This is a genomic window from Candidatus Woesearchaeota archaeon (assembly GCA_018303425.1).
GTDB lineage: Archaea > Nanobdellota > Nanobdellia > Woesearchaeales > JAGVYF01 > JAGVYF01.
Genome location: JAGVYF010000011.1, coordinates 1 through 22,362 on the forward strand (window position 1 = coordinate 1; position 22,362 = coordinate 22,362).

Sequence of the window (22,362 nt, forward strand, 5' to 3'; positions counted from 1 at the left end):
TAATAAAAAGATAATAATCCGGTTGTCCCTGTTTTTTTGGAGTTATCATTTTTTAAATATCGAAATTCCACTTATTTAAATCGTTTTTATCAGTTACCCAGTTACAGTGAGCATATCATTATTATATCCCTAATATTGAAGTTTGTATAGTTCTTCTATACAGGGGTATAAACCAGTTATATATAAATAATTATTCAGTTCAGCATAGTTATTGTTTAATATATCATTAATATGTTATTAATATTAGCAAATAGTGATTTTTATTGCGCAGTATCTGTATTGCTTATTTACTTTTCATGACCCAAACACCGTCCCAGTTTGGATCTGGCGGATTTTTTAAAAATTCTTCGCAGCGGGATATAAACACTTTAGATGGACCATCTTCGCCATGCTTCTTAAAAATATTCAGAGCAGAATCAAATTTTTTCTGCTGATAAAGTTCAAAACCTTTTTCGAAATCTAAAATAAGCGCACTTTTTTCATTACCAAAAGAAACTAACTCATAAATTGTTATAGGTTCATTTTTGCCCTTAACCCTAACCATATCAAGTTTACGCGTCACAAAATTATTTTTAATTAATTTTTGCGTGAACTGGCTAATTATAATGTGAGTGCAATACTCTTTATTGGTGCCTTCTAATCTTGAACCCAAATTAACAGTATCACCCATCGCAGTATAATCAAACCTGTCGTATGAACCCATATTTCCTACAACAGCGAAGCCAGTATTTAAACCAATGCCGATGTCAAAAGTTGGCAAGCTTTGTGATTCCCATTCAGACTGCAATTGTTTTAATTCAGACATCATCTTTATCGAACTTGCGCAAGCTTTAACCGCATGATCTTTATCATTTAACGGTGCGCCCCAAAAAGCCATTATTGCGTCGCCCATATATTTATCAACAGTGCCGCCGTTTTTCATAATAATAGTTGTCATCCTTGTTAAGTATTCATTAAGCGAATGCACTAATTGTTCCGGTGTTAATTTTTCGGAAAAAGGCGTAAATCCGCGGATGTCAGAAAAAAAGATAGTAATTTCTTTTTTTTCTCCGCCAAGCCGGAGTTTGTCCGGGTTTTTTAATATTTCTGCAATAACATCCGATGACACATATTTACCGAAAGCATTTAATATTTCTTTTTTATGTTTTTTATGATTCAAATAAGAATAACATAATGAACTAAAATAAGACAACCATATACTAAATAGAGGGTATAAAATATTTAATATCGAATTTTTATTGAAATATGAAATTACAAAAAACAAATAAATAATGTTCATAATTACCGAAACAATAAAACCAATTCTAAAACTTATTAAGTAACAAACCAGGGTAATAATTAAACCATTTATTAATATTATAAAAAACAAACTAAACCAATTTTGTTTTTCCAATTGGCTTCCTAAAATCATAGTTTGGATAATGTTAGCGTGCACTTCCACTCCCGGCATAGCTTTGCCTGAAGACGTAGGCACAAAATAATCATCATGCATATCCGGCGATGTTGCGCCGATTAATACAATTGAATCTTTAAACACTTTTGCAGAAACGACGCCATCTATCACGTCTGTAATGGAATAATATTCAAAACTATATGGCTTGCCTATAAAATTAATCACGAATCTTGAACCGAAGTAATTCTTTGCGCCATCAATCGCGTGTTTATATATAGCATAAGCAAAGTTTTCATATTCATTAGACAAGTCAAGGTTAATTGCTCTGCTTATTCCGTCATTGTCCGTGATAATATTTACATATCCAAGATTAATGGTAGCTTCTTTTAATGCGGGATATGGTTCGAGTAATTCATTACCTGCAACTTTGCTACCTGTTTGAATAAAATTTGTATATTCAACAGGCATAATTACATTACGATTTTTTTTAACCTGCGCAGCTAATAACTCATCACTATTTTTTTCAGATTCTTCAAAAAAAGCAATATCTACCCCAACAATTTTAGCTTCGCTTAATAATGATAATGTTTCAACAAACACGGCCCGGTTCCAAGGCCATCTGCCGATTTTTTGTAAACTTTTATCGTCAACCCCGATAATTTTAATGTTCGGCAAGGCCGTTTTCCCGCCGTATAATGCATCTGTTAAAACCAATTCAATATTAGAAAATAAACCTATTCCGTATAGTCCAAGCAATAAGCTGCTGCAAATTAAAGATATTAATATATAAGCAATTACTTTTTGATTATTCATAGAAAATAAGGAAAAAATTATAATTTATTAAGTTACCTATTTTTTAACCGCTCAATCAATTTTTGCTGTTCTTTAATTGCGTCATTTAAAGCAAAAAATTTTTCAGTCATTCCCATTGAAACCGGGACTTTTTCAGCATATTCGCGTTCATTAACTTCGCCAGAGTCAATCATTGCCAGTCCTGCAGAAACATCTTCATCTGTAAATTTGTACTTCTCTTGAACAATTTGAAACAGTTTATTCTCATGAATATTTTTAAATCTTAATTTTTTCAGAAGGTTTAAAGTTTCTGCAGCTTTTTCTACCATTAACTTTTTATCTTCAGCGGTTAAACCTTTGTCTATAAAACCGGCAGAAGATTTCTCAAACCTTTTAAATTCGCCAACTGCTTGTTTTAAAGAACCAGAATTAACTTCAACATTTCCCTCTATTACAAAAATCTGAAAATCTTCAGCGCCAGCTACAATCTCAAATTCTGTGCCCCGGACGGTTGCAACTGAATTCGGGGTAATGATATCAATTTTTTTGATACCTGCCAGTTTAGTGAATTTATTCCAGGTTTTACCTATAGATTGAGTAATCTGTAAATTATTTTTAGATAAATCTGATATTAATATTTCAGTTCCGGCATTTAACTGAATGATAACACTTTCATATAAAACAATTGCAACTTTACTTTCTGCGCTTGTCCGTATTTTATTATTCAAAGAAAGCAGCATACCATCAACAGCTTGTTTCCAACCAGAACCGGAGTTAACTTCAATAAGTCCAGAATCGATTATTAAAAAAGCTTTAGTTACTGAACTTGATGTAAAATAATAAAATGCCCCTGCCAATACTAATGTTAAAATGATTAAAGTTCCTATTGAATACTTAATAAACTTATTCATGTAACTTGTTTCGTGTTAAACCTATTTAAATTTATCTTTTTACAAAAATGAAATGTATACTTAACAAACTATCAATAACAATTAAGAAAGAAACAATATGGCTCAATGTTCCTGTAACTATCCTGGGAAAAAATAAATCCAAACCTAAAAACTTAAAAAAATTAAATAATGAAAAATCTGCAATTATCACAGAATAAATAAAAACAATCAAAATGTGTGTAATTGCAGATAAGACTAAGAAATTCTTTATAGTTTCCAAAACTTTACGCTTGTTCATGCTTAGTAGTGAAGAGCTGTAAGATATTTATATAATTTAATTCGGGATTGTCCAGAAAGTCCATTCTCATTTGTTAGTATCTAAAATTCATATATAAAAACCCGCTTAATCGCTGTAAGAAATCTCTTGCTTACCAATTAAATGTGAGTTATTAATTGACAATTGAACGATTCCGGACAACGCCCTTAATTAAGTAAATTTATATATTCTAGAATTAATTTAAATTAAAAAAGAGGCGCAATGAAGCACAATTACTTTAAGTTATTGTTAAAATTTGTACCAATATTTTTATTCTTATTAATATACTTCCTGGTTACACCTGAAAATCTTTCTCAAAACGGGTGGAGGGCTTTTATAATCTTCTTAATAACAATATATTTTTGGGCAACTGGGACCATTAACATTTCAATTACGGCATTATTGGTAATTTTGCTGTTAATGATTACAAATACAGTTACACCCGCAGAAGCATTATCAGGTTTTTCATCATCAGCGTTATTCTTAATTATAATTGGGTTCCTATTGGGTCTGGGTTTAGTCGCATCAGGCTTGGACAATAGAATAGTTAATTATTTTCTTAAAATTTGCAAACGAGAAAATACTATTCTGGCCGGAATAATGGGAATAACTGCATTCTTATCAATGATAATGTCAAATACAACCACGACATTGCTTATGCTTCCGATTATTGTTAGAATTGCTCGAAAGACAAAGATAAATGGGGTAGCATTATTCCTTGCAACAGCATTTTCTGCTAACATCGGGGGTGTAGGTTTTTTGATTGGAACCCCGCCAAACATTTTAGTCGCCGAAGTTTTAAACTTAAACTTCAATGAATGGTTTTTTTATGGGTTTCCATTTGTAATAATTATGTTAATTTTGTTATATTTGTCATTTTATATCATGTTCAAGCCTACTTCAAAGATGATTAAATTCAGAGTTGAAAATTTAGGGAGATTTACTCTAAAAGAAAAAAAAGCCGCATCTATTATCTTGCTTGCACTAATTCTGTGGTTTACATCCCCTTTTCATAATATCTCAACAGTTACTGTGGGCTTATTGGCCGGGTTATTATTCTTATTAACGACATATTCATGGAATTTTTTTCAGAAACACACAGATTGGGGCATAGTTTTTTTGTTGGGCGGCGCAATTTCAATGAGCAACGCGCTGCAAACAACTGGTGCGGCGCATTGGATGGCAAACTCATTTTTAAATGCAACGGGTTTAGAAAATCCATTATTTATATCGTACAGCTTTGTGTTATTTAGTTTAGTAATTACTCAATTTATACAAAACACGGCAACAGCCGCAATCATGGCGCCGGTATTAGTTAGTATTGCAAATACCCTAAATATAAACCCCATTGCATTAGTGCTTCCAATGGGTATTAGTGTATCAATGGCATTCCTTTTGCCAAGCGCAACAGCACCAAATGCAATCATGTTTAATAAATCCAAAATCAAAATTAAAGATATGGCAAAGTATGGTGCATTACCAACATTTTTTGCGTTAATGGCATTATTTGTATTTTGTTATATTTTGATTTATTAATTTTTTTAGTTAATTTTATATATCATCACGAATTTTTATATTTTTAATGGCTCCAAAAAAATATGTTTTAACAGGGGGACCAAGCGCAGGTAAAAGCTCTATTCTTATAGGTCTTGAATTTTCAGGCGAATCTGTAGTTAATGAGGCAGCTACTGATTATATAAGATATATGCAAGCCCAATTTAAGCCGGAACCATGAACAGAATCCAATTTTCAAAATATGATATTAAAGTTGCAACTTTTGAGAGAATGTAAAATATCTGAGAACTTGGAGAGAATATTTCTTGATAGGGGAATACCCGACGGTTTAGCTTATGAAAAAGAGGGTACTGAAAATTATCAAATAATTCTGGATATTGCAAAAAAGACGCGGTATGATCAAATTTTTGTTGTTAAACCCTTGGAGTTTACAAGAACTACTCAAGTAAGAAGAGAAAATCGTGGAGAAGCTTTAGAACTATGTCAAAAGATGGATGAAGTGTATAAAGGTTTAGGTTATACGCCTTTAAAAATAGAGGCAGGGCCTTTAGAAGAACGAATTAAATTTATATTTGAACATTTAAACTGAAAAATTTCTCGAGAAACTTTGTTAAGCTAAAATAATTTATTCACTACATCAACAGTATAAAGTATCATTGCTTGTGCCTGGCTTTTGGTAGGGTTAAATGTAACTTGTTTAATATGCACAGAGTCAATTCTGACCTTATTTATCAAATGTATTTGTTCAGTAATTCCGGGATCAAACAAAACGTTTAATTCCTTAAGTTTAGCAATCAATTTTCCCAAGCCGGCGCCTGGCGAAGTTTCCAATATATCTTTACGCGTTAATTCATAATATTTGCGGTGCAGACATGCTTCTAAAATACGGCCGCACAAAATTGCGCAAGACCTATAACATCCATTTTCAAAACATTTTTTCGTTTCTTCAATATCAGTTAAAACTTCGACTTTGATCATATTTGGCAGGTTAACTATCTCAAAATCAATGTTAACTTTTTGCACTTTGGGTAAAACATTTTGTAACTCTTTTAATGCTTGCAACATTTCGGATTGCCGGTATTGGCCCCCGGCACTTGCTAATGCATTAACCAATTCTTTAACTCTAACAAAAGATTCATATTTTTTTACGCTTTTATCAAGCTCATTGCCAATTTTCATAATCTCTTTAACAGAATTTTCAAGCAGTTTGTTATAATGCGCCTGTTTTTGTTTCTTGAACTCGTCCAACACAATGTCTTTATCAAGCTTATTTTTGAGAATGGCGTTTACAACACCGGTCATATTTTCAGTTATCTCATAGAGTTTTTGTAAATCTTCTTCCATAAACAGAGACAGATGTTCAAACTTTATATAGTTAACGTGCAAAGGTTTTTAAACAACAAAAATAAATTTAAAATTACGGTTTAAATTAAACGAAAAGTCCGATTTTTTTGTTGTGGTTCAGTTCTTAGCGCTGCCTGATAAGCAATCCGTTCCAATAAATTCTCAATAACTTTAACAGGGAGTTTTTTATCACTATAAACATTAATTGATCTATCCATTTGTGTCTCCGGATTATTCCAATCCTGGCTCCATGGAAATAAAACAACTACATTTGCGCAGCCAATTTTATATTCAAGCTTCCCGTACCAAGAATATCCGTCTTCGGTTTTTCCATTTAAACTATGTTTAGCACCTGGAGAAACTGCTTTACCTATTTCTGCAAGTATATCATTATTGAGTGATCTTACATTCCAAACTCTATTTAAATGATCAATAATTTCACAAGGATACTGAACAACAAAACCTTCCAACCCTGTCTGCGTCATTTCATAAGTCATTTTTATTTCACCAAATGGTTTAATTATTAAAATTAGGAATAACTGCTTCTTTATATAAATATTCTTAATATTTTTTATACAAATTTAATACTTAATCAAAAGTAAAACATTTTAAACATATATTTGAATCCATAGATAAACTTGAACTTATAGATAAGATATAATATCAACTTTAATCTTTCTCGGTATGTAGAAAGTCTGCATTTTCACATATTAGTTAAATGTCAGCCGCCAGTGAAACACATTGGTGAATAATTATATTTTGCGTCTGATTTTCTACTTATCCTTCTTAAATTCTTTTAAATAATTTTTATATCTTTCATTGTCTTTTAAACGGCCATATATTCTTTCATACAATTCCCTAATATCGGCGGACTCGCCTTTTTCCATCCTATCGACAAACTGGTAAGCATCCATGACAACACCATCCGCAAATATTTTCCCAGGACCTATTTGATTTTCATGCTCCCAAATAAGAAACTCTAAAAAATCTTTATCTGGCTTCCAATCATCCACATTATTTACCTTGCTCATTTTATTCACCTTCCAATTATTTATCATTCCACCAAGCATAAATCAATATTAAAGCGCCAACTGTTAATGCAATGTCTGCAAGATTAAATACTGGCCAAAATCCTAAATTTATATAATCTATGACATAGCCATATGTAACTCTATCAACTAGGTTGCCTAAAGCTCCGCCAACAATTAAAGCAGCAGAAACACAAACATTTCTTTCTTTAAAATAAATAGGTTTTGATAAATATAAATAAATAATAATTGAGATTATGATGAATGTGAAAACTGCAAACACTAAATTCCCTCCTTTAAATATCCCAAAAGCAGCGCCAGTATTATTTGTAAAACGGAATATCCCTGATACAGGTTTATGTATATTAAAATAGTTCTTTATTAATTGATCAAAAAAAAAAATACTTAAACTAATTAAAAAAAAAAAGCGTTGTTTCATTATTCTTCGGCAATTTTTTCTATATGCGCAAGCCTTGCGTCAATGCTTTCCATTTTAGCTTTTACCGCATCAAGTTTTGCAAGGATTAATTCAGTATCTCTATCCATACCCCCCTCGTTAACTGGCTTTTGCCGTGTAAAAGGGATAATTGGTTTACTTGGCACACCGGGAGCTTCATGTTCAAGACCCATATCGCCCATATCAGATTCCATACCTAAATGTTTATTAAAATCTGTTTCCCCAAAAGACATTTTATTTTCTGAATAAGGTAAATCCGGGATTGGTTCTTCTTTTTTTTTCCAAAACATTAATTTATCTAAGAATGTCAACAAAATCACCTTTTCGTTCATCAATTAAATTATTAATTGCAACTGCTGCTGCAACAGCTCCTTGTTCACTAACTTCTACAACTTGTGTGAATGCTTGTTTGAATAATGATAATGGTATAAGTTTAATAGATTTAAATAGTGCCGTTTCCGGATATACAAGCACACGTTTATCTTTGACTTTTGAGACTATGAATAATGGCCCTTCTTTTTTAATTGCATTTGCAAATAAACCTGAAAACAAACTGCTTCTAAACATTTCATCCTGATCTTTTGGGATATTCAAATTAAGGGTTTGTCCAAGGTTAATCTCCATAAAATCTTTAGTGGGGGTATCAGAATCTAACATTTCTTTGACTTGGGCTAACTTGAGTTCTGTCCCAAAAACATTTAAAGTATCAATTTTTTCAAAAGCAGTAAAATCTATTATAAATAATTTATAATTCTCTCCTAATATAGCATCATAATCTTCTTTTGTGAACGGATCTTTATAACTATCCATAACTTCTCTGCTCAATGGATATATGGGAGTTTTGACATTTTGTGGATCTGCTTTAAACCCTGATATTAAATAACCTTTATCCTGCAACAAAAAGAGTTTAGGTGACTGTTCCCACCCTTCTTTAAATTCTGTAACATCAATATATATAAAATATGAAAATACCACTAACAATAATGTTACTATTGTTGATGCCAGGAAAAACATTTTTAAGAATCCTTTGACAATCTTAGTTAGCAAAGCTAATAAGAGCAATATAAATATAATTGAAAACACAAATAAATAATTCATGCATAAATATAGAAATCAAAAGTATTTAAACTTTAGCATTGCCCATTATAGAATATCAAAAACTTTATAAATAAGAAGATTTAGCATTAAATGAAAGCAATCTTATTGAAAAAATTGCATTAAATTGAGTGATATTATGGAAAAAGTGACAAAAAAAGTGATAATATATTCAACACCAACATGCCATTATTGTGTACAGGCTAAAGAATTTTTTGATGAAAATAAAGTTAAGTATAGAGATTTTAATGTGGCTGAGAACGAAAAAGCTAGAGAAGAAATGGTTAAAAAGTCTGGGCAAATGGGGGTGCCAGTTATTGTGATAGGCAACGAAATAATTGTTGGTTTTGATAAGTCTAAAATCAAAAAAGTATTAAAATTATAAAAATGGCTAAATATAAAATAATACATGAAAGAGATATTTGCATAGGTTGCGGCGCGTGCGCAGCAATTTGTCCTGCAAATTGGGTAATGGCCGATGATGGCAAATCCAAACCAAAAAAGACCGATTTAAACGAAATTGGCTGCAACCAGGAAGCGGCTGACGGATGTCCTGTGCATTGTATCCATATAAACAAAATCTAAAATATCTAAATTTTTTAATACCTTAATATTTATATAGAATGATATGGAATCATGAAACAATTAATTACAGGAAATAGAGCAATTGTACTTGGAGCATTAAAAGCAGGACTTGGTTTTTATGCAGGTTATCCAATAACTCCTGCATCTGAAATAATGCATGATCTTAGTGATGAAAATATTACTTTTATACATGCAGAAGATGAGATTGCCTCTATTAATATGATTTTAGGGGGTTCAATGGCTGGGAAGAAAACTATGACTGCTACCTCCGGGCCAGGATTTAGTTTGATGCAAGAAGCAATTGGTTTCGGTCACATGACTGAAACGCCGTGTGTAATTGTTAATGTGCAAAGAGTTGGCCCTTCTACTGGTATGCCAACATTCGCGCACCAGGGGGATATATTACAGACAGTTTATGGTTCACATGGAGATTATTACCCTATAGTTTTTTACCCTAACTCTGTTGAAGAATGTTATATATATACTATTGAAGCTTTTAATGCCGCGGAAAAAGCCAAATGTCCGGTTATATTATTAAGCGATGCATTCCTCTCAAAAATGTATGAGTCAGTTGATTTGAAAGATATTAAAATAAAAACTGAAAAACGTGAAAGAAAAGCCTTTAGTAAAAATGACCCTACAATACATTTGACAGGGTTACTTAATGATAATGGATTACCAAAAACACTTGATTCTTTATATTATAAAAAATGGTTAAACCGGATTAAGGATAAAGTTGAGACTGCTGCGAAAAGTTTTGAATATTACGAATATATCCCTAATAAAAAATCAGATACTTTATTGATTGCTTACGGTATAACTTCCAGGGTCATAATGGAACTTAAATTTCAATATTCTATATTTAGGCCTATTAGGCTTTTCCCTGTCCTTGACGAACTCAAAAGGGTTGCTAAAAAGTATAAAAAAATAGTTGTGATTGAAATGAATAATGGGCAGTATAAGACAATTGTTGAGGCAGAACTAAAACGGGAGATTGAATTTATCCCCCAGCTCGGCGGTAAAATAAGTCTCGAGGACATTAAAAAAACTTTAGAAAAATGATAAACCTTAGAACAGAAAGATTACCTACGCCGTGGTGCGTAGGCTGCGGACTTAATACTATGTTGATACAAACTGCCTCATTACTTAACAAGTTGGGCTATAATAAAACAAATACCGCAGTTTTTTCAGGCATAGGATGCACAGCAAGAGCATCTGGTTTTTTTGACATAGACGGTGTTAATGGACTGCATGGCCGGGCAATTCCACTTGCTGAAGGCTGCAAACTTGCAAATCCAGATTTAAAGGTAATTGTTATATCAGGTGATGGCGATTTAACTGGGATCGGAGGCAACCATTTATTGCATTCTGCAAGAAGAAATACCGATATTACGGTTATTTGTTCTGCTAACGAAATTTATGGAATGACCGGAGGCCAGGTTTCACCATTAACAAAAAAAGGCACAAAAACATTAACAACCCCTAAAGGGTCAGAGTATGAACCATTAAATCTCTTCGGATTATTTACATCAAACAAAAAACATTTTTATGCCAGAACTTCCGTAGCGCATGGTGTTCACATGGTAAGATGTATTGAAGAAGCATTAAAACATAAAGGTTTTTCTTTTGTAGAAATACTAAATCCATGTTATACTAGTCTGGGCGCAAGAATAGGATTTAATTCATTCAAAGAAATGCTAGATGATATTAAAGAAAAGTACACAATTACTGAAAATAAAGATAAATTGGGGGATTATGAGTTAGGGATTATAAAAAGATAAAATGACTAAAATAATCGTGCACGGAATTGGGGGACAAGGAGTAAAATTGCTCAGTGAAACTTTAGCTTATATCCTTTCTGATATAGGTAAAAACTTAACTCTTGTTTATGAATACGATTCAATTATGCGCGGGGGTTCAATCACCGCATTTTTGGTATATGGTGAAGAAGAAATAATTAATCCGATGATTGATGAGGCAGATTACCTGATTGTATTAAGTAAAACCACTCAATTCAAAGGTAAAACTAAAATTATTGAACAAACTATATACGGAGAAGGTCGCGAGACGACTGAGATAAAAATCCCCTTAAACTCAATTGCAGAAGAATTGGGCAATAAAAAATTAGTCAATATGGTAACATTAGGATATTTATTGAAAATATTAAAGATCGACATTAAAAAACTTGATCTGAAAAAGGCGTTACCAGAAAAACTGTTAGAAGAAAATTTAAAAGCAATCCAATCCGGATATGCTTATGAAGAAAGAAGCGAATTATAATACATTCCCTTAGGAAAATTAAAGCATTGCATTGATTAACTATTAAACTGATTTTTATAACCTGGCGCAGATGCTGCTACAATTAATGGTTCTTGACTGAATATTTTTTGCGCAAAGTACTTTAATCTTTTTGGAGACACATTGCCAATTTCTTTAATGCTAGTGTCGGTAATTAACCGATTTTTAGAAAATTCACGCCGTATGATTTCTTCAACTAAATTATCAATATAATAATAATTAGGTTTCAACCTTCGTTTAGTTTGTGATATCTTCCCTTTAAAATAATCATTCTTTAATTCTTGAGAACCTAATTCATGTAATGTATTTAATACTATATTGATTCCCTCATCGAGGTTTTGAGGATGAATTCCAGGCACGCCAATCACTGCTAAAGGTATGCCCTGGTCCCATTCAAATTCCACGTCCGTTGAATAACATAAACCTCTTTTTACTCTTAATTCCCCGATAATTTTTCCAGTAAAGTTAGTTAAATTTCCACCACCAAGCACAGTTTCAAGAACAGTTGCAGTTGCAAAGTCTTGTTTTTTTAAATTAGACATAGGGTAAATTACATAAAAAAAGCTTAGGTCTAGTTCTCTACAATGTTCATCTTTCAAATCTTTAAATTCTACATATTTTTTGCCCGGTTTAAATTTCCAATCTATTTTTAGTTTATCAAATTCTCGGGATTTAAGCTGACCAAATGTATTTTTTACCCCTTCAATAAAAACTTCCGTATCAATATCGCCAGTACATGCCATAACCATATTATTTGGAACATAAAAAGTATTTGTGAATTTTTGGACATCTTCCAATGATAAGTTTTTAACGGATTCAACAGTTCCAATAATAGCTTTTTCAAGCGGAGTTCCTTTATATATCACCGGCCACATTATTCTCTCATGAAATCTATCCAGAGAACTTCTATGAAAATCTCTTAATTCACTAATAACTGCGCTTTTTTCAGTTTCAAAACCTTCTTCAATAAAATTATTATTAGATATAGCATCATAAAATAAATTTATAACATCACAAACCTGGTTCTTTTGCGAGTCGGCATAAAATATCGTATCTGTAAAACTAGTCATTGCATTATAATCTATCCCAGCCCATTCTAATGCTTCTTGATACTGATCACCGGTCATATTCCGGTTGGTTCTAAAGAACATATGTTCAACTAAGTGCGCTAACCCATTTTTTGCAGCAGGTTCATCTATTGAACCTACATTAATCCCCAGAGACGTATAAGCCCCATGCACATCTACTTTTTTTGTTATAATCACAAGCCCATTGTCAAGCATTACTCGGGTTTTGCCCTTTGTCATAAGATTTTTATAGGGTATGGTTTATATATAGTTATTCAACTAAAAATATGTATTTTGAAGACTATAGATGTTTATATATCAAACACTTGTGTTTTTTGTTATGGACAAAGAACAACTGGCTCATTTGTTATTCCCGCACCAGGAGGTTAGAAAGATCCAGGATGATTTAATCAAAGACGTGAATGAAACAATCTCTTCCCGGTCTCATTTAATTGCGCATGCCCCGACCGGCTTAGGCAAAACCGCAAGTTCTTTACCAATTGCTCTTTCATACGCAATTAAAGATGATTTAATAGTTTTTTTTTTGACATCAAGACATACCCAGCATAAAATTGCAATTGACACCTTGCGAGAAGTAAAAAATAGATATAACTCTGAATTTGTAACTATAGATATTATAGGGAAAAAGTATATGTGTGTTGCGCCAGGCATTGAAATATTACGAAGCGGAGATTTTATTGAATATTGCAAATTGCAAGTTGAAGAGGGCAAATGCGAATTTTACAATAATACTAAAAATAAAGGCAAACAAACTCCGGATGCAGCTATAGCCTTAAAAAATATTGAATCTTTAATGCCTTGTCATTCTGAAGAGATTATTAACGAATGTTCAGCGTATAACCTTTGTCCATATGAAGTTTCAATGTTTCTTTCAACAAAAGCAAAAGTTGTTGTTGCAGATTATTATTATATTTTTAACGACCATATAAGAGAAACTTTTTTTAAAAAAGCAGGATTAACTTTAGACAAATGCATTGTAATAGTTGATGAAGGCCATAATCTTCCTGCCAGATTAAGAGAGCTTATGACTGTTAAACTCACAACTATCATGCTTGAAAGAGGCATAAAAGAAGCGCGAAAATATAAATATGAAGAAACGGCATTAAATCTTGAAATGTTAAAAATGATTCTTCAAGACTTTGGTAATAAGAGTTCTGAATCTGAACTTCTGATTATCCGGGAACATGTTATTGATGAAATTAAAAAAACCGTAAATTATGAACAATTAATAGCTGACCTTGAATTTATTGCTAAAGAGATTAGAGAAAAGCAGAGATCATCGTACATTGGTTCAATTGCAAATTTTTTAGTTAAATGGCCTGGCGAAAACATTGGTTACGCAAGAATCCTGCAAAAAAATAAAGAAATGATTGCTTTAACATATCGCTGTTTAAATCCGGGACCAATATCTGGACCTATTATTGAACAAACGGTATCAACTATTTTAATGTCCGGCACGTTAACTCCAACAAATATGTACCGCGAATTATTAAGATTTCCAAAAAATACAATTGAAAAAAGTTATCAGTCGCCTTTTCCAAAAGAAAATAAACTTGCTTTAGTCATTCCGGAAACAACTACTAAATTCACTTCCAGAACTGAATCAATGTATAAACATATCTCGATAATACTTGTTGAAATCACTGATAAAGTTCCGGGTAATTCAGTAATATTTTTTCCATCATACTACTTAAGAGACCAAGTTAACGAGTTTTTCTTGACTGCTTCAAAAAAAACAATCTTTTCCGAAAAACAAGCTATGACAAAACAAGAAAAACTTGACATGCTTGAAAGATTTAAACTGTATAAAAATAGCGGAGCTGTTCTGTTGGGCGTAAGTTCTGGAAATTTTAATGAAGGAATTGATCTGCCCGGTGATTTGCTTAAGTGTGTTGTGATAGTTGGGTTGCCTTTACAAAAACCGGATTTGGAAACATCAGAACTGATTAAGCATTATAATGAACTTTTTGGCAAAGGGTGGGATTATGGTTACTTATTTCCGGCATTTTCAAAATGCTTGCAAGGTGCAGGCCGCTGTATCAGAACATCAAGCGACAGAGGAGTTATAGTTTTTTTAGATGAACGGTTTGCATGGAATCAATACTTCAGATGTTTTCCTGCAGATTATAATGTAAAAATCATTAAAAATTATTATCCTAACATGATAGAAGCATTTTTCAAGAAAAAAAGTTAATTGGCATAATTAATTAACTAATATCATTGAAAACACCCATTCTCAATCGAAACAGGGACCGCCAGTGAAACACATTGACCAGTTAAACCCCTAATAATAAAAATCTCTATCATTGCAAGTAGTGAGGTATGTCAATCTAAACTCAATAGCACTTATTCAACTGCACCGGAATTTCTGCATACTTAAAAGAATAAGTTTTATAAATTCTAAATTCATCATAGATATGTGAAGAGGAAAGATTTTGCTAAAATAAAAAAAGTGTTTATAGTAACCGCAATAATTATTCTTTTAACCTTTCTTTTTCCCTTAACACAGCCTGTTGAGTGCAGCAAGCCATATATAAGATATTATTTCAATTTTTGCTGTATTGACAAAAATTTTAATAATATATGCGATATCAATGAGAGGTTGGTTGACGTTGCATGCCAAAATCAATGTAAAAATGATATTTGTGATGGACCCAATCTATTAAAATGTTTTAACGGAACTTTTGGTTGTACAAGGTTTGCGGATTTAGGCATCCTTAAAGGCGAATGCGGTGTTGAATGTTTTAATAATACTGAATGCGGAGCTTTGAACTATTGTGAAAATTATGCCTGCAGAACAGTTAAACTTAAATGTGAACAAAATTGTGAAATAGGCATGGAAGTTATTGAACAATCGTTTAAAGACCGGATTTTAAGATTTACTGTCCAAAATAATGACCCACGTAAACAATATATTGCATGTTTTACCTTTCTTCAAAGTAAAATTGAAGAACAACATTTATTATATAGACTTACTTCAAAATCAATTAAATCTTTCAAGATTACGGTGCCTAAAAATGACATATTGCATTTTGCATGTTCATATGTTGACAAATCAAAAAATCCATTTGGAAATAAACAAATATTTTTGTTTAACCCTGAAAAGTTAGACAGCATCTTGAATAAGTAAACTTTAAATACAATAACATATAACTCATATGCAGGTGATGAAATAATGGGAATTGAATGCAAACCTTCTGCAGGCAAAAGCAAATTAAGCCCGAAAATTTACGATTTAGTTATTATTGGCGGTGGGCCTGCCGGAATGGGTGCCGCTATATACGCATCAAGATATAAAATTAATTGTGTGATAGTTTCACCAGCACTTGGAGGCATTATCGCGGATGCGCATACTATCGAAAATTGGTTAGGCGAAAATTCTATATCAGGCATGGATTTAGTTAAAAAGTTTGCAGGGCATGTAAAAGCACAAAAAGTTCCTATTATTGAAGAATGCGCAACAAAAATAACTCAAAATCAGGCTAATCCTGGATTATATAATGTTTATACTGATACCAAAATTCTTAGAACTAAATTTGTTCTTATTTCTTCGGGTCTAATGAGAAGAAAACTTAATGTGCCTGGAGAAAAGGAATTTTCAGGCAAAGGCATTAGTTATTGCGCAACATGCGACGCGCCACTGTTCAGGGGTTTTAATGCTGCAGTTATAGGCGGCGGTGACAGTGCTGCATCAGCTGCAATTCTTGCGGCAAAATATGCTAAACAAGTTTACATTATTTACCGTAAAGATAAACTTAAAGCTGAACCATATTGGCAAGACATGATAAAAAGAACAAAAAATATTAAAGTTATGTACAATACCAATGTTACTGAATTCTTAGGGGATAAAATGTTAAAAGGCGCAAAGCTTGACAATGGTAAAGAACTAAAACTTGACGGGGTAATTGTTGAAGTAGGTTCAGTGCCAACGGATATGCTAATTAAAGATTTAAAAGTCAAGACTGATGATAAGGGATATATTATGGTTGATCAGACAATGCAAACAAATATTAAAGGGATATATGCTGCTGGTGACGTTAATAACGCTTCTAACAATTTTAAACAGATTGCAACAGCATTTGGTGAATCTGCCGTTGCAGCTAACGCTGTGTTCATGAATTTACACAAGAATAAGTATTCTTAAATGTCACATTGTATTTCTTACAGAGACTATTACTCGGGCACTGCCCGGAGTCATCCCATTATCGATTAGTATACACACCGGATAATACAATTATTCGGCAAAATTTATATATTCTAAAAATACTAGAAGTATATGAGACTTAATAAACGCATTAAAATCCTGCTCTATGGGGGAACTATGTGGTATTTTGGCGAGGGGATGCTTGGTCCGCTTTTTGCAATATTTACTGAAAGAGTAGGCGGAACTATTTTAGATGTTTCATGGGCATGGGCGACTTACCTTATTTTTGCAGGATTTCTCTACATAATTGTCGGTAAAATAACAGATATCCGCGATAATAAAGAAAAAGTAATGCTGTTTGGCTACGCGCTTAACACATTATTTACTTTTGCATATTTATTAGTTTCTGTTCCATGGCATTTATTTATTGTTCAAGCAGGATTAGGGATTGCCGCCGCAATGGCTACTCCAACATGGAATGCTCTTTATGCAAAACATGAAGATCGAAAAAATGGCGGGTTTCAATGGGGTCTTTCCGGAGGAATGGCTCAAATAATCACGGGAATAGCAGTTATTATTGGGGGTTACATTGTAAGTTATTTTTCATTTACAACATTATTCATGTTAATGGGCACTGTTCAAGCGTTTGCCACATTTATACAATTACAAATAATAACAAATAAATAAATCTAATTCTGCGATTTCTTTGCTTCATGGGCTTAATACGAAAAAGAGTATGGCTTTTTTTGTACATTAAACCCTATATTTTGTTGTATCCGGCAGCTTGCTACCCTAATTAATTAAACGCGCGAAGTTCAAAAATATTTCATAATTTGCAGTGGTTGGGATTTTTATTAATCGAAAATATATTTTAAGTTATTTTTAAGTCAAATTGATTCGCATTGGTGGCACTGGCGTTATGATCACAAAATTTAAGGAATGATTTCGCAGCCATTGTATTTGATATGTTCAAAATCTTTTAAAGAGATTGTATTGTTTTGGATAAGTTCTTTTATATTAGGAAGCGCCTTTCTAAGTTCATCAATCAAATTGTAAATTGTTGGACAAAGGATGTGGTAACCTTCATTTTTCCATGGTTTTAAAATATTTGAGTAAAGGCATCTTCCGCCGCAGGTTTCAAATTCTTTACAAGAAGCGCAGGGTTCTTTGCAGCTCACTTTTTTTAGGCTGTTCGGATCTGTATCTTTAATATGTCCCAAATAATAATCTTTCATGCCAAGCATAATTGGGCAGGGAATGATTACACCGTCTGTCTGTATTGAATAATTAGAATGGCCTGAACCACATCTAAGCCTAGTTGTTTGATTTTTGAGTAAATCATATGTTACATCTAAGAACGGGTACAACTTTAAAACACGATTATTTTGTTTCATATCGTTTATCCAGAATTCTATGAGTTTTTTTATCCCGGGATTATAAGAATTATTTGCCCATTCAATAAAATTACGTTTTTTTAAATCATTCTCCCAAAACATTGCATTGAGTTGCCAATGGATACTTGTGTAACCAATGTTTATTAAGTGTGTAACTGCTTTGTAAATATCTGTGTTTTCCATTACTGCCATTCTTGCAATAATTTCTCCCTTATATCCATTATCTTTTATGTATTGAATATTTTTTAGAACCGTTTCGTAAACAGTATTACCCCTATATCGGTTTGTTAATTCTTTATCACCATCAATTGATGTTAATATTGTGTGAAATTTGTTTGTGCATCTACTTGGCAGTTTGTTAAGATAGATTGCATTAGTTTGAATCATCCACTGTTTAGGGTTGATTTTATCCATTATTTCTTTGATTTTATTTAGATTGCATAATGGTTCTCCTCCATAAAAAGTTAATGTGCAGTCTGGATCTTTATCGCAGAACCTTTTTAAGTCTTGGATGTTGTAATCAATATTTTCAGGATAAGTGATATCAATATTTTCGGGCAATTCATTTACAAAATCATCGCAAGATGCGCCGTAACAATATTCACATTTTAAATTACATTTTGTTGTGAGGATTATATGGTAAAACATAAAAGGCGTGAGTTATTTTGTTATTTATAAAGTTAAGTGAAAACAATAATAGTTTCTCAAGGTTAAACTTTATTCGCGGTGTTTCTTCTTTCGCGCAATCAGGATAGTATACATTTTTTAGATACTTTTATAAATCAAATTAATTATTATTTTTGTATGAAACGCTTTTTAATTATTTTTGGGCTATTACTAATATTTGCCAGTATTGTGTCTGCCGAAACAGTAAAAATAACAAATCCGGTAAATGATTATGCCGATATTTTTACGGCCCAAGAAGAGCAACAATTAAATCAAATTCTTTTAACGATATTTAATTCTAAAATTGCAGAATATTCAATTGTTACAATTAATTCGTTAGAGGGCAAATCAATAGATGGTTACTCTTTAGAGCTTGCTCAAGGGCATTTAGGGGACTCTGAAAAAAATAATGGTTTACTTTTACTAATTGCTCTTGAAGAGAAAAAGTATCGGTTTGAAGTCGGCAGAGGGGTTGAGTATATTATTAACGACGCCAAAATTGGGCGGGTTGGCAGAACTTATATGGTTCCTTATTTTAAGGAAGAACAATATGGGGCCGGAGCTGTCCAAGCTAGCTTAGCTATCCAGGCAATATTACTTGGAGATACAAATTCTACATATTATGTTGATGAACCTGTCAATGCTCGATTTAATCTTCGTATAAACTTAGTTTACATAATATTTATTTTTATATTAATTTTAATACCGACCATAATTGGCGGTTTTCGTTCAAAACACCGAAAAGATAAATACTTTGATGCTGCAGCCGGGGCAATAATTTTATTTGGAGGCAGGCGCAGAGGTGGATCAGGAGGAGGATTTTCAGGGGGCAGTTTTGGCGGATTTGGTGGCGGCGGATTTGGCGGCGGCGGAGCAGGGGGTTCCTGGTAAATACTTAAAAATAAAGGGTGATTATTATGGTAAAATTTCATAGAGAGACCGGGGAAAAATACTTATTATGCCCGCGTTGTAAAAAGGACATGGAGAAATTACAGCGAAATGACATAGTGATAGACGTTTGTAAAAAATGCGGAGGCATGTGGGTAGACTCTGGAGAATTAGAAAAATTAGCTGAAATTAAGGAGGAATTGAAATGAAAAAAAATAATCTGATATTGATTGGAATTATTGCATTAGTTGTGTTGCTGTCGGTTATATGGGTTGTTGTATCGTATAACAGCCTAGTAAGTTTAGATGAAACTGTAAAAGAAAAATGGGCATATGTTTTAACAGCATATCAGCGAAGGGCAGATTTAATTCCAAATTTGGTAGCAACAGTACAAAAGTACACAAATTATGAGGGTGAATTATTAACTGCAGTAACAGAAGCAAGGGCTTCAGTCGGTAGAGCATCATCACCCGGACAATTAGCATCTGCTGGAACAGAAATGAATTCTGCAATTTCTAGACTTTTAGTTGTAATGGAGAATTATCCAGTGTTAAAGGCAAGTGAGCAATTTATTACGTTACAAGATGAGCTTTCTGGCACAGAGAACAGAATCAAAGCAGAAAGAGACATTTTTAATACTGCAGTTAAAGAAATGAACATTAAAGTCAGAAGTTTTCCATCAAATATGGTAGCAGGAATGTTTGGTTTTGGTTTAAAAGAAGGTTTTGAATCAGAAATAGGCGCAGAAAAGGCTTTAGATGTTAAAGAGTTGTTTACAGAGTGAATTGAGAAGCAGTATAGAAGTTTGTCCATCTTTAATTAATTCAGATGATTTTGGTTAAAATATCATTTGAATATTTTTTATTTTTTTAAAAAGAATTAGTTCTTTATATTACTTAATGGCGGGATCAAAATATAGGCGTCCCCTAGTTGCGGACATGTATCTGAGAGTCTGACGCCGGAGCCCGGATTTGAACCGGGAAATCCCAAAGGAAACAAGCTTTCCAGGCTTGCGCAGTTTCCTGCACATTATACAAAATAGTATGTATTTTGTAATTTGTGAACCAGGTTGTGCCACCCCGGCGTATAGAAATTAAATAAGCAGACTCTTTATAAAGGTTGTTGAAAAAAAGTGCTGTTGTGTTATCTCGTAATTATTACCGTTTGGGTTTAATACCCCGCAGCTTGCTGCGGTAACTTAATAACCAAAAAGGACTTTCATTTCCAAATGGAAGTAAAAAATGTTAGTATAATCGGTAATGGTAGTGAGTGGTTGATATTTAAAATCTAATTTTCCGCCAGTGTGTTTTACAGGGGTTTTGGTTTAGATTTAGTTATTTATTTTTGTAATATTCGCTTTTATCTATTTGATCTAATAACTTTTTAATTTCTTCTACTTTTATTATTCCGCCTATTCCTCTATCCATTGTAGTAAATGAAGTAATACCAATTAATTCTGGTTGTCCGTCGCGCAGGGCATATACCGGGCCGCCTGATTGACCTATATTTGTGGTCATATCTACATTAAAGAAATGGTCATCTGTTGGAATGAAAGGGTTGCCTGTTGATGCCACTATGCCTTGTGTTATCATTTTTGCAAAATTATATGGATGGCCGACGGCCATTACATAGTCTCCGGGCTCAAGTTCACTGGTGTTACCCCAATACATGTTAGGATGAAATTTGCTTGTAAAAGCTCTGAAACCGGGCAATTCTTCAATAATTGCAACATCACTCGCTTTGTGCTCTCCGAGAAGTTTTAAGGGGGCTTTAAATGACACTATTTCTTCTATATCCGCGAGTCCTGGTAACTGCATTTTCATATAAATTTCCATGATTTCTAAACTAAACTCTGAATTTTTTAGACGCACATTATAAGGATTAAAAGTCATACTTTTAATGATGTTTGTCGGAGGTTGAGCATCAATAACGTGTTGGCATGTTGCTAAAGTCATTTTATCTTTATTATCAATTAAAATTGCCGAGCCTATTGATTCAGTTGATACATCAAAAATCCTGCCTTCTGGGATAAGTTCAGTAACTTCAAAGGTGTGTACGCTGCGTATTTTATGGGTTTGAGACATTAAGTCTTCAAGTGAACCATTATACCAATTATTGTTTTTGTCATATTTTCTATCAAAACCACGCATTTGAGTTTTAATATAATTTTTAATTTTAGTTTGTTCTTGTGAAATTTCTTTTTGTTTAATTATAGACTCTAAATCTTGCGCATTTATGCAGGGTATCCCTAAGCCAGTAACAGAAAGAGATGTTGCAAGCATTGCGCTTAAACCTCTTTTTTTAAAATGATTAATTTCCATATATCTATTATAGAAGTAGGATATTTATTTATTATAGAAGTATGATATTTTTTTTATTACCGTTTGGGTTTAATACCCCGCAGCTTGCTGCGGTAACTTAATAACCAAAAAGGACTTTCATTTCCAAATGGAAGTAAAACATGCCAGT

At 32.7% G+C, this 22,362-nt stretch carries 27 protein-coding genes and 1 tRNA gene; 16 read left to right on the plus strand and 12 right to left on the minus strand.

All coding sequences use genetic code 11. The features are described 5' to 3' along the window. Positions 1 to 283: 283 nt before the first annotated feature. Positions 284 to 2,206, minus strand: coding sequence for an adenylate/guanylate cyclase domain-containing protein (locus tag J4418_02305; protein ID MBS3112887.1), 1,923 nt, complete (start codon positions 2,204 to 2,206; stop codon positions 284 to 286). A gap of 32 nt (positions 2,207 to 2,238) precedes the next feature. Then, a complete protein-coding gene (locus J4418_02310) occupies positions 2,239 to 3,096 on the minus strand; it encodes a FecR domain-containing protein (protein ID MBS3112888.1) in 858 nt (285 codons plus the stop codon). Between the two features lie 47 nt (positions 3,097 to 3,143). On the opposite strand from J4418_02310, the gene J4418_02315 reads away from it, so the two are divergent. The 4 genes from J4418_02315 to J4418_02330 all read left to right on the plus strand — a co-directional run bounded on the left by J4418_02315 (position 3,144) and on the right by J4418_02330 (position 5,495). Then, on the plus strand, positions 3,144 to 3,293 hold the full coding sequence (locus J4418_02315) for a hypothetical protein (GenBank protein ID MBS3112889.1): 150 nt from the start codon (positions 3,144 to 3,146) through the stop codon (positions 3,291 to 3,293). 320 nt (positions 3,294 to 3,613) lie between these two features. Next, positions 3,614 to 4,927 carry an SLC13/DASS family transporter gene (locus J4418_02320; protein MBS3112890.1) on the plus strand — a complete coding sequence of 438 codons (1,314 nt, stop codon included), beginning with the start codon at positions 3,614 to 3,616 and terminating at the stop codon, positions 4,925 to 4,927. A gap of 46 nt (positions 4,928 to 4,973) precedes the next feature. Further along, positions 4,974 to 5,126 carry an AAA family ATPase gene (locus J4418_02325; GenBank protein ID MBS3112891.1) on the plus strand — a complete coding sequence of 51 codons (153 nt, stop codon included), beginning with the start codon at positions 4,974 to 4,976 and terminating at the stop codon, positions 5,124 to 5,126. A 42-nt stretch (positions 5,127 to 5,168) separates the two neighbouring features. Continuing rightward, positions 5,169 to 5,495, plus strand: a complete 327-nt coding sequence (locus J4418_02330; GenBank protein MBS3112892.1) for an ATP-binding protein — start codon at positions 5,169 to 5,171, stop codon at positions 5,493 to 5,495. A 26-nt stretch (positions 5,496 to 5,521) separates the two neighbouring features. Here the strand turns inward: J4418_02330 and J4418_02335 are convergent, their stop codons facing one another. The 6 genes from J4418_02335 to J4418_02360 form a co-directional block, all read right to left on the minus strand. Continuing rightward, the gene (locus J4418_02335; GenBank protein ID MBS3112893.1) at positions 5,522 to 6,250 is read right to left on the minus strand and encodes a DUF4145 domain-containing protein; all 729 of its coding nucleotides are present in this window, start codon (positions 6,248 to 6,250) and stop codon (positions 5,522 to 5,524) included. 80 nt (positions 6,251 to 6,330) lie between these two features. Beyond that, on the minus strand, positions 6,331 to 6,747 hold the full coding sequence (locus J4418_02340) for a hypothetical protein (protein MBS3112894.1): 417 nt from the start codon (positions 6,745 to 6,747) through the stop codon (positions 6,331 to 6,333). A 276-nt stretch (positions 6,748 to 7,023) separates the two neighbouring features. Beyond that, complete coding sequence (locus tag J4418_02345) at positions 7,024 to 7,281, minus strand: hypothetical protein (GenBank protein ID MBS3112895.1); 258 nt, start codon at positions 7,279 to 7,281, stop codon at positions 7,024 to 7,026. 16 nt (positions 7,282 to 7,297) lie between these two features. Further along, positions 7,298 to 7,717 (minus strand): signal peptidase II, encoded by a 420-nt coding sequence (locus J4418_02350; protein ID MBS3112896.1) that lies wholly within the window; start codon positions 7,715 to 7,717, stop codon positions 7,298 to 7,300. After that, positions 7,717 to 8,046 (minus strand): hypothetical protein, encoded by a 330-nt coding sequence (locus J4418_02355; protein MBS3112897.1) that lies wholly within the window; start codon positions 8,044 to 8,046, stop codon positions 7,717 to 7,719. Before J4418_02355 ends, J4418_02350 begins: the two co-directional genes overlap by 1 nt. Next, a complete protein-coding gene (locus J4418_02360; GenBank protein ID MBS3112898.1) occupies positions 8,030 to 8,833 on the minus strand; it encodes a hypothetical protein in 804 nt (267 codons plus the stop codon). Before J4418_02360 ends, J4418_02355 begins: the two co-directional genes overlap by 17 nt. Positions 8,834 to 8,969: 136 nt before the next feature. Here J4418_02360 and J4418_02365 point away from each other — a divergent pair, with 136 nt between their 5' ends. The 5 genes from J4418_02365 to J4418_02385 are packed head-to-tail and all read left to right on the plus strand — an operon-like array spanning position 8,970 to position 11,695. Next, complete coding sequence (locus J4418_02365) at positions 8,970 to 9,215, plus strand: glutaredoxin family protein (GenBank protein ID MBS3112899.1); 246 nt, start codon at positions 8,970 to 8,972, stop codon at positions 9,213 to 9,215. A 2-nt stretch (positions 9,216 to 9,217) separates the two neighbouring features. Beyond that, positions 9,218 to 9,415, plus strand: coding sequence for a ferredoxin (locus tag J4418_02370; protein MBS3112900.1), 198 nt, complete (start codon positions 9,218 to 9,220; stop codon positions 9,413 to 9,415). Between the two features lie 51 nt (positions 9,416 to 9,466). After that, positions 9,467 to 10,477, plus strand: a complete 1,011-nt coding sequence (locus tag J4418_02375; protein ID MBS3112901.1) for a 2-oxoacid:acceptor oxidoreductase subunit alpha — start codon at positions 9,467 to 9,469, stop codon at positions 10,475 to 10,477. Further along, a complete protein-coding gene (locus J4418_02380; protein MBS3112902.1) occupies positions 10,474 to 11,196 on the plus strand; it encodes a 2-oxoacid:ferredoxin oxidoreductase subunit beta in 723 nt (240 codons plus the stop codon). The genes J4418_02375 and J4418_02380 overlap by 4 nt, the downstream gene beginning before the upstream one ends. A 1-nt stretch (position 11,197) precedes the next feature. Further along, positions 11,198 to 11,695 (plus strand): 2-oxoacid:acceptor oxidoreductase family protein, encoded by a 498-nt coding sequence (locus tag J4418_02385; protein ID MBS3112903.1) that lies wholly within the window; start codon positions 11,198 to 11,200, stop codon positions 11,693 to 11,695. A gap of 35 nt (positions 11,696 to 11,730) precedes the next feature. On the opposite strand, the gene J4418_02390 is transcribed toward J4418_02385, so the two are convergent. Further along, positions 11,731 to 13,020 carry an insulinase family protein gene (locus tag J4418_02390; protein MBS3112904.1) on the minus strand — a complete coding sequence of 430 codons (1,290 nt, stop codon included), beginning with the start codon at positions 13,018 to 13,020 and terminating at the stop codon, positions 11,731 to 11,733. 100 nt (positions 13,021 to 13,120) lie between these two features. On the opposite strand from J4418_02390, the gene J4418_02395 reads away from it, so the two are divergent. From J4418_02395 to J4418_02410, 4 genes are all read left to right on the plus strand, one after another. Continuing rightward, entirely contained in the window at positions 13,121 to 14,995 is a 1,875-nt protein-coding gene (locus J4418_02395) for an ATP-dependent DNA helicase (GenBank protein ID MBS3112905.1), read from the plus strand. 225 nt (positions 14,996 to 15,220) lie between these two features. Then, positions 15,221 to 15,931 (plus strand): hypothetical protein, encoded by a 711-nt coding sequence (locus tag J4418_02400; protein ID MBS3112906.1) that lies wholly within the window; start codon positions 15,221 to 15,223, stop codon positions 15,929 to 15,931. 45 nt (positions 15,932 to 15,976) lie between these two features. Beyond that, positions 15,977 to 16,945, plus strand: coding sequence for an NAD(P)/FAD-dependent oxidoreductase (locus tag J4418_02405; GenBank protein ID MBS3112907.1), 969 nt, complete (start codon positions 15,977 to 15,979; stop codon positions 16,943 to 16,945). 132 nt (positions 16,946 to 17,077) lie between these two features. Then, positions 17,078 to 17,632, plus strand: coding sequence for an MFS transporter (locus J4418_02410; GenBank protein MBS3112908.1), 555 nt, complete (start codon positions 17,078 to 17,080; stop codon positions 17,630 to 17,632). Between the two features lie 245 nt (positions 17,633 to 17,877). Here the strand turns inward: J4418_02410 and J4418_02415 are convergent, their stop codons facing one another. Beyond that, a complete protein-coding gene (locus tag J4418_02415; protein MBS3112909.1) occupies positions 17,878 to 18,987 on the minus strand; it encodes a TIGR04084 family radical SAM/SPASM domain-containing protein in 1,110 nt (369 codons plus the stop codon). 156 nt (positions 18,988 to 19,143) lie between these two features. Between J4418_02415 and J4418_02420 the strand changes: the two genes are divergently transcribed. Genes J4418_02420 through J4418_02430 form a run of 3 tightly spaced genes read left to right on the plus strand, consistent with a single transcriptional unit; the run spans position 19,144 to position 20,677 of the window. Continuing rightward, positions 19,144 to 19,896 carry a TPM domain-containing protein gene (locus tag J4418_02420; GenBank protein ID MBS3112910.1) on the plus strand — a complete coding sequence of 251 codons (753 nt, stop codon included), beginning with the start codon at positions 19,144 to 19,146 and terminating at the stop codon, positions 19,894 to 19,896. Between the two features lie 26 nt (positions 19,897 to 19,922). Then, positions 19,923 to 20,102 carry a zf-TFIIB domain-containing protein gene (locus tag J4418_02425; protein MBS3112911.1) on the plus strand — a complete coding sequence of 60 codons (180 nt, stop codon included), beginning with the start codon at positions 19,923 to 19,925 and terminating at the stop codon, positions 20,100 to 20,102. After that, positions 20,099 to 20,677, plus strand: coding sequence for a LemA family protein (locus J4418_02430; GenBank protein ID MBS3112912.1), 579 nt, complete (start codon positions 20,099 to 20,101; stop codon positions 20,675 to 20,677). The genes J4418_02425 and J4418_02430 overlap by 4 nt, the downstream gene beginning before the upstream one ends. A gap of 172 nt (positions 20,678 to 20,849) precedes the next feature. Here the strand turns inward: J4418_02430 and J4418_02435 are convergent. Together J4418_02435 and J4418_02440 are read right to left on the minus strand one after the other, a co-directional pair. Then, a tRNA-Ser gene (locus J4418_02435) sits at positions 20,850 to 20,977 on the minus strand. Between the two features lie 250 nt (positions 20,978 to 21,227). After that, complete coding sequence (locus J4418_02440; protein MBS3112913.1) at positions 21,228 to 22,214, minus strand: trypsin-like peptidase domain-containing protein; 987 nt, start codon at positions 22,212 to 22,214, stop codon at positions 21,228 to 21,230. Positions 22,215 to 22,362 lie beyond the last annotated feature (148 nt).

Bases quoted from the DNA above. Each gene is read 5' to 3' on its own strand.
- J4418_02345 (MBS3112895.1), bottom strand. From the start codon at position 7,281: ATGAGCAAGGTAAATAATGTGGATGATTGGAAGCCAGATAAAGATTTT.
- J4418_02375 (MBS3112901.1), top strand. From the start codon at position 9,467: ATGAAACAATTAATTACAGGAAATAGAGCAATTGTACTTGGAGCATTA.
- J4418_02415 (MBS3112909.1), bottom strand. From the start codon at position 18,987: ATGTTTTACCATATAATCCTCACAACAAAATGTAATTTAAAATGTGAA.
- J4418_02335 (MBS3112893.1), bottom strand. From the start codon at position 6,250: ATGGAAGAAGATTTACAAAAACTCTATGAGATAACTGAAAATATGACC.
- J4418_02420 (MBS3112910.1), top strand. From the start codon at position 19,144: ATGAAACGCTTTTTAATTATTTTTGGGCTATTACTAATATTTGCCAGT.
- J4418_02385 (MBS3112903.1), top strand. From the start codon at position 11,198: ATGACTAAAATAATCGTGCACGGAATTGGGGGACAAGGAGTAAAATTG.
- J4418_02310 (MBS3112888.1), bottom strand. From the start codon at position 3,096: ATGAATAAGTTTATTAAGTATTCAATAGGAACTTTAATCATTTTAACA.
- J4418_02430 (MBS3112912.1), top strand. From the start codon at position 20,099: ATGAAAAAAAATAATCTGATATTGATTGGAATTATTGCATTAGTTGTG.
- J4418_02360 (MBS3112898.1), bottom strand. From the start codon at position 8,833: ATGAATTATTTATTTGTGTTTTCAATTATATTTATATTGCTCTTATTA.
- J4418_02390 (MBS3112904.1), bottom strand. From the start codon at position 13,020: ATGACAAAGGGCAAAACCCGAGTAATGCTTGACAATGGGCTTGTGATT.
- J4418_02315 (MBS3112889.1), top strand. From the start codon at position 3,144: ATGAAATGTATACTTAACAAACTATCAATAACAATTAAGAAAGAAACA.
- J4418_02370 (MBS3112900.1), top strand. From the start codon at position 9,218: ATGGCTAAATATAAAATAATACATGAAAGAGATATTTGCATAGGTTGC.
- J4418_02395 (MBS3112905.1), top strand. From the start codon at position 13,121: ATGGACAAAGAACAACTGGCTCATTTGTTATTCCCGCACCAGGAGGTT.
- J4418_02350 (MBS3112896.1), bottom strand. From the start codon at position 7,717: ATGAAACAACGCTTTTTTTTTTTAATTAGTTTAAGTATTTTTTTTTTT.
- J4418_02320 (MBS3112890.1), top strand. From the start codon at position 3,614: ATGAAGCACAATTACTTTAAGTTATTGTTAAAATTTGTACCAATATTT.
- J4418_02305 (MBS3112887.1), bottom strand. From the start codon at position 2,206: ATGAATAATCAAAAAGTAATTGCTTATATATTAATATCTTTAATTTGC.
- J4418_02340 (MBS3112894.1), bottom strand. From the start codon at position 6,747: ATGACTTATGAAATGACGCAGACAGGGTTGGAAGGTTTTGTTGTTCAG.
- J4418_02410 (MBS3112908.1), top strand. From the start codon at position 17,078: ATGAGACTTAATAAACGCATTAAAATCCTGCTCTATGGGGGAACTATG.
- J4418_02405 (MBS3112907.1), top strand. From the start codon at position 15,977: ATGGGAATTGAATGCAAACCTTCTGCAGGCAAAAGCAAATTAAGCCCG.
- J4418_02365 (MBS3112899.1), top strand. From the start codon at position 8,970: ATGGAAAAAGTGACAAAAAAAGTGATAATATATTCAACACCAACATGC.
- J4418_02425 (MBS3112911.1), top strand. From the start codon at position 19,923: ATGGTAAAATTTCATAGAGAGACCGGGGAAAAATACTTATTATGCCCG.
- J4418_02325 (MBS3112891.1), top strand. From the start codon at position 4,974: ATGGCTCCAAAAAAATATGTTTTAACAGGGGGACCAAGCGCAGGTAAA.
- J4418_02380 (MBS3112902.1), top strand. From the start codon at position 10,474: ATGATAAACCTTAGAACAGAAAGATTACCTACGCCGTGGTGCGTAGGC.
- J4418_02440 (MBS3112913.1), bottom strand. From the start codon at position 22,214: ATGGAAATTAATCATTTTAAAAAAAGAGGTTTAAGCGCAATGCTTGCA.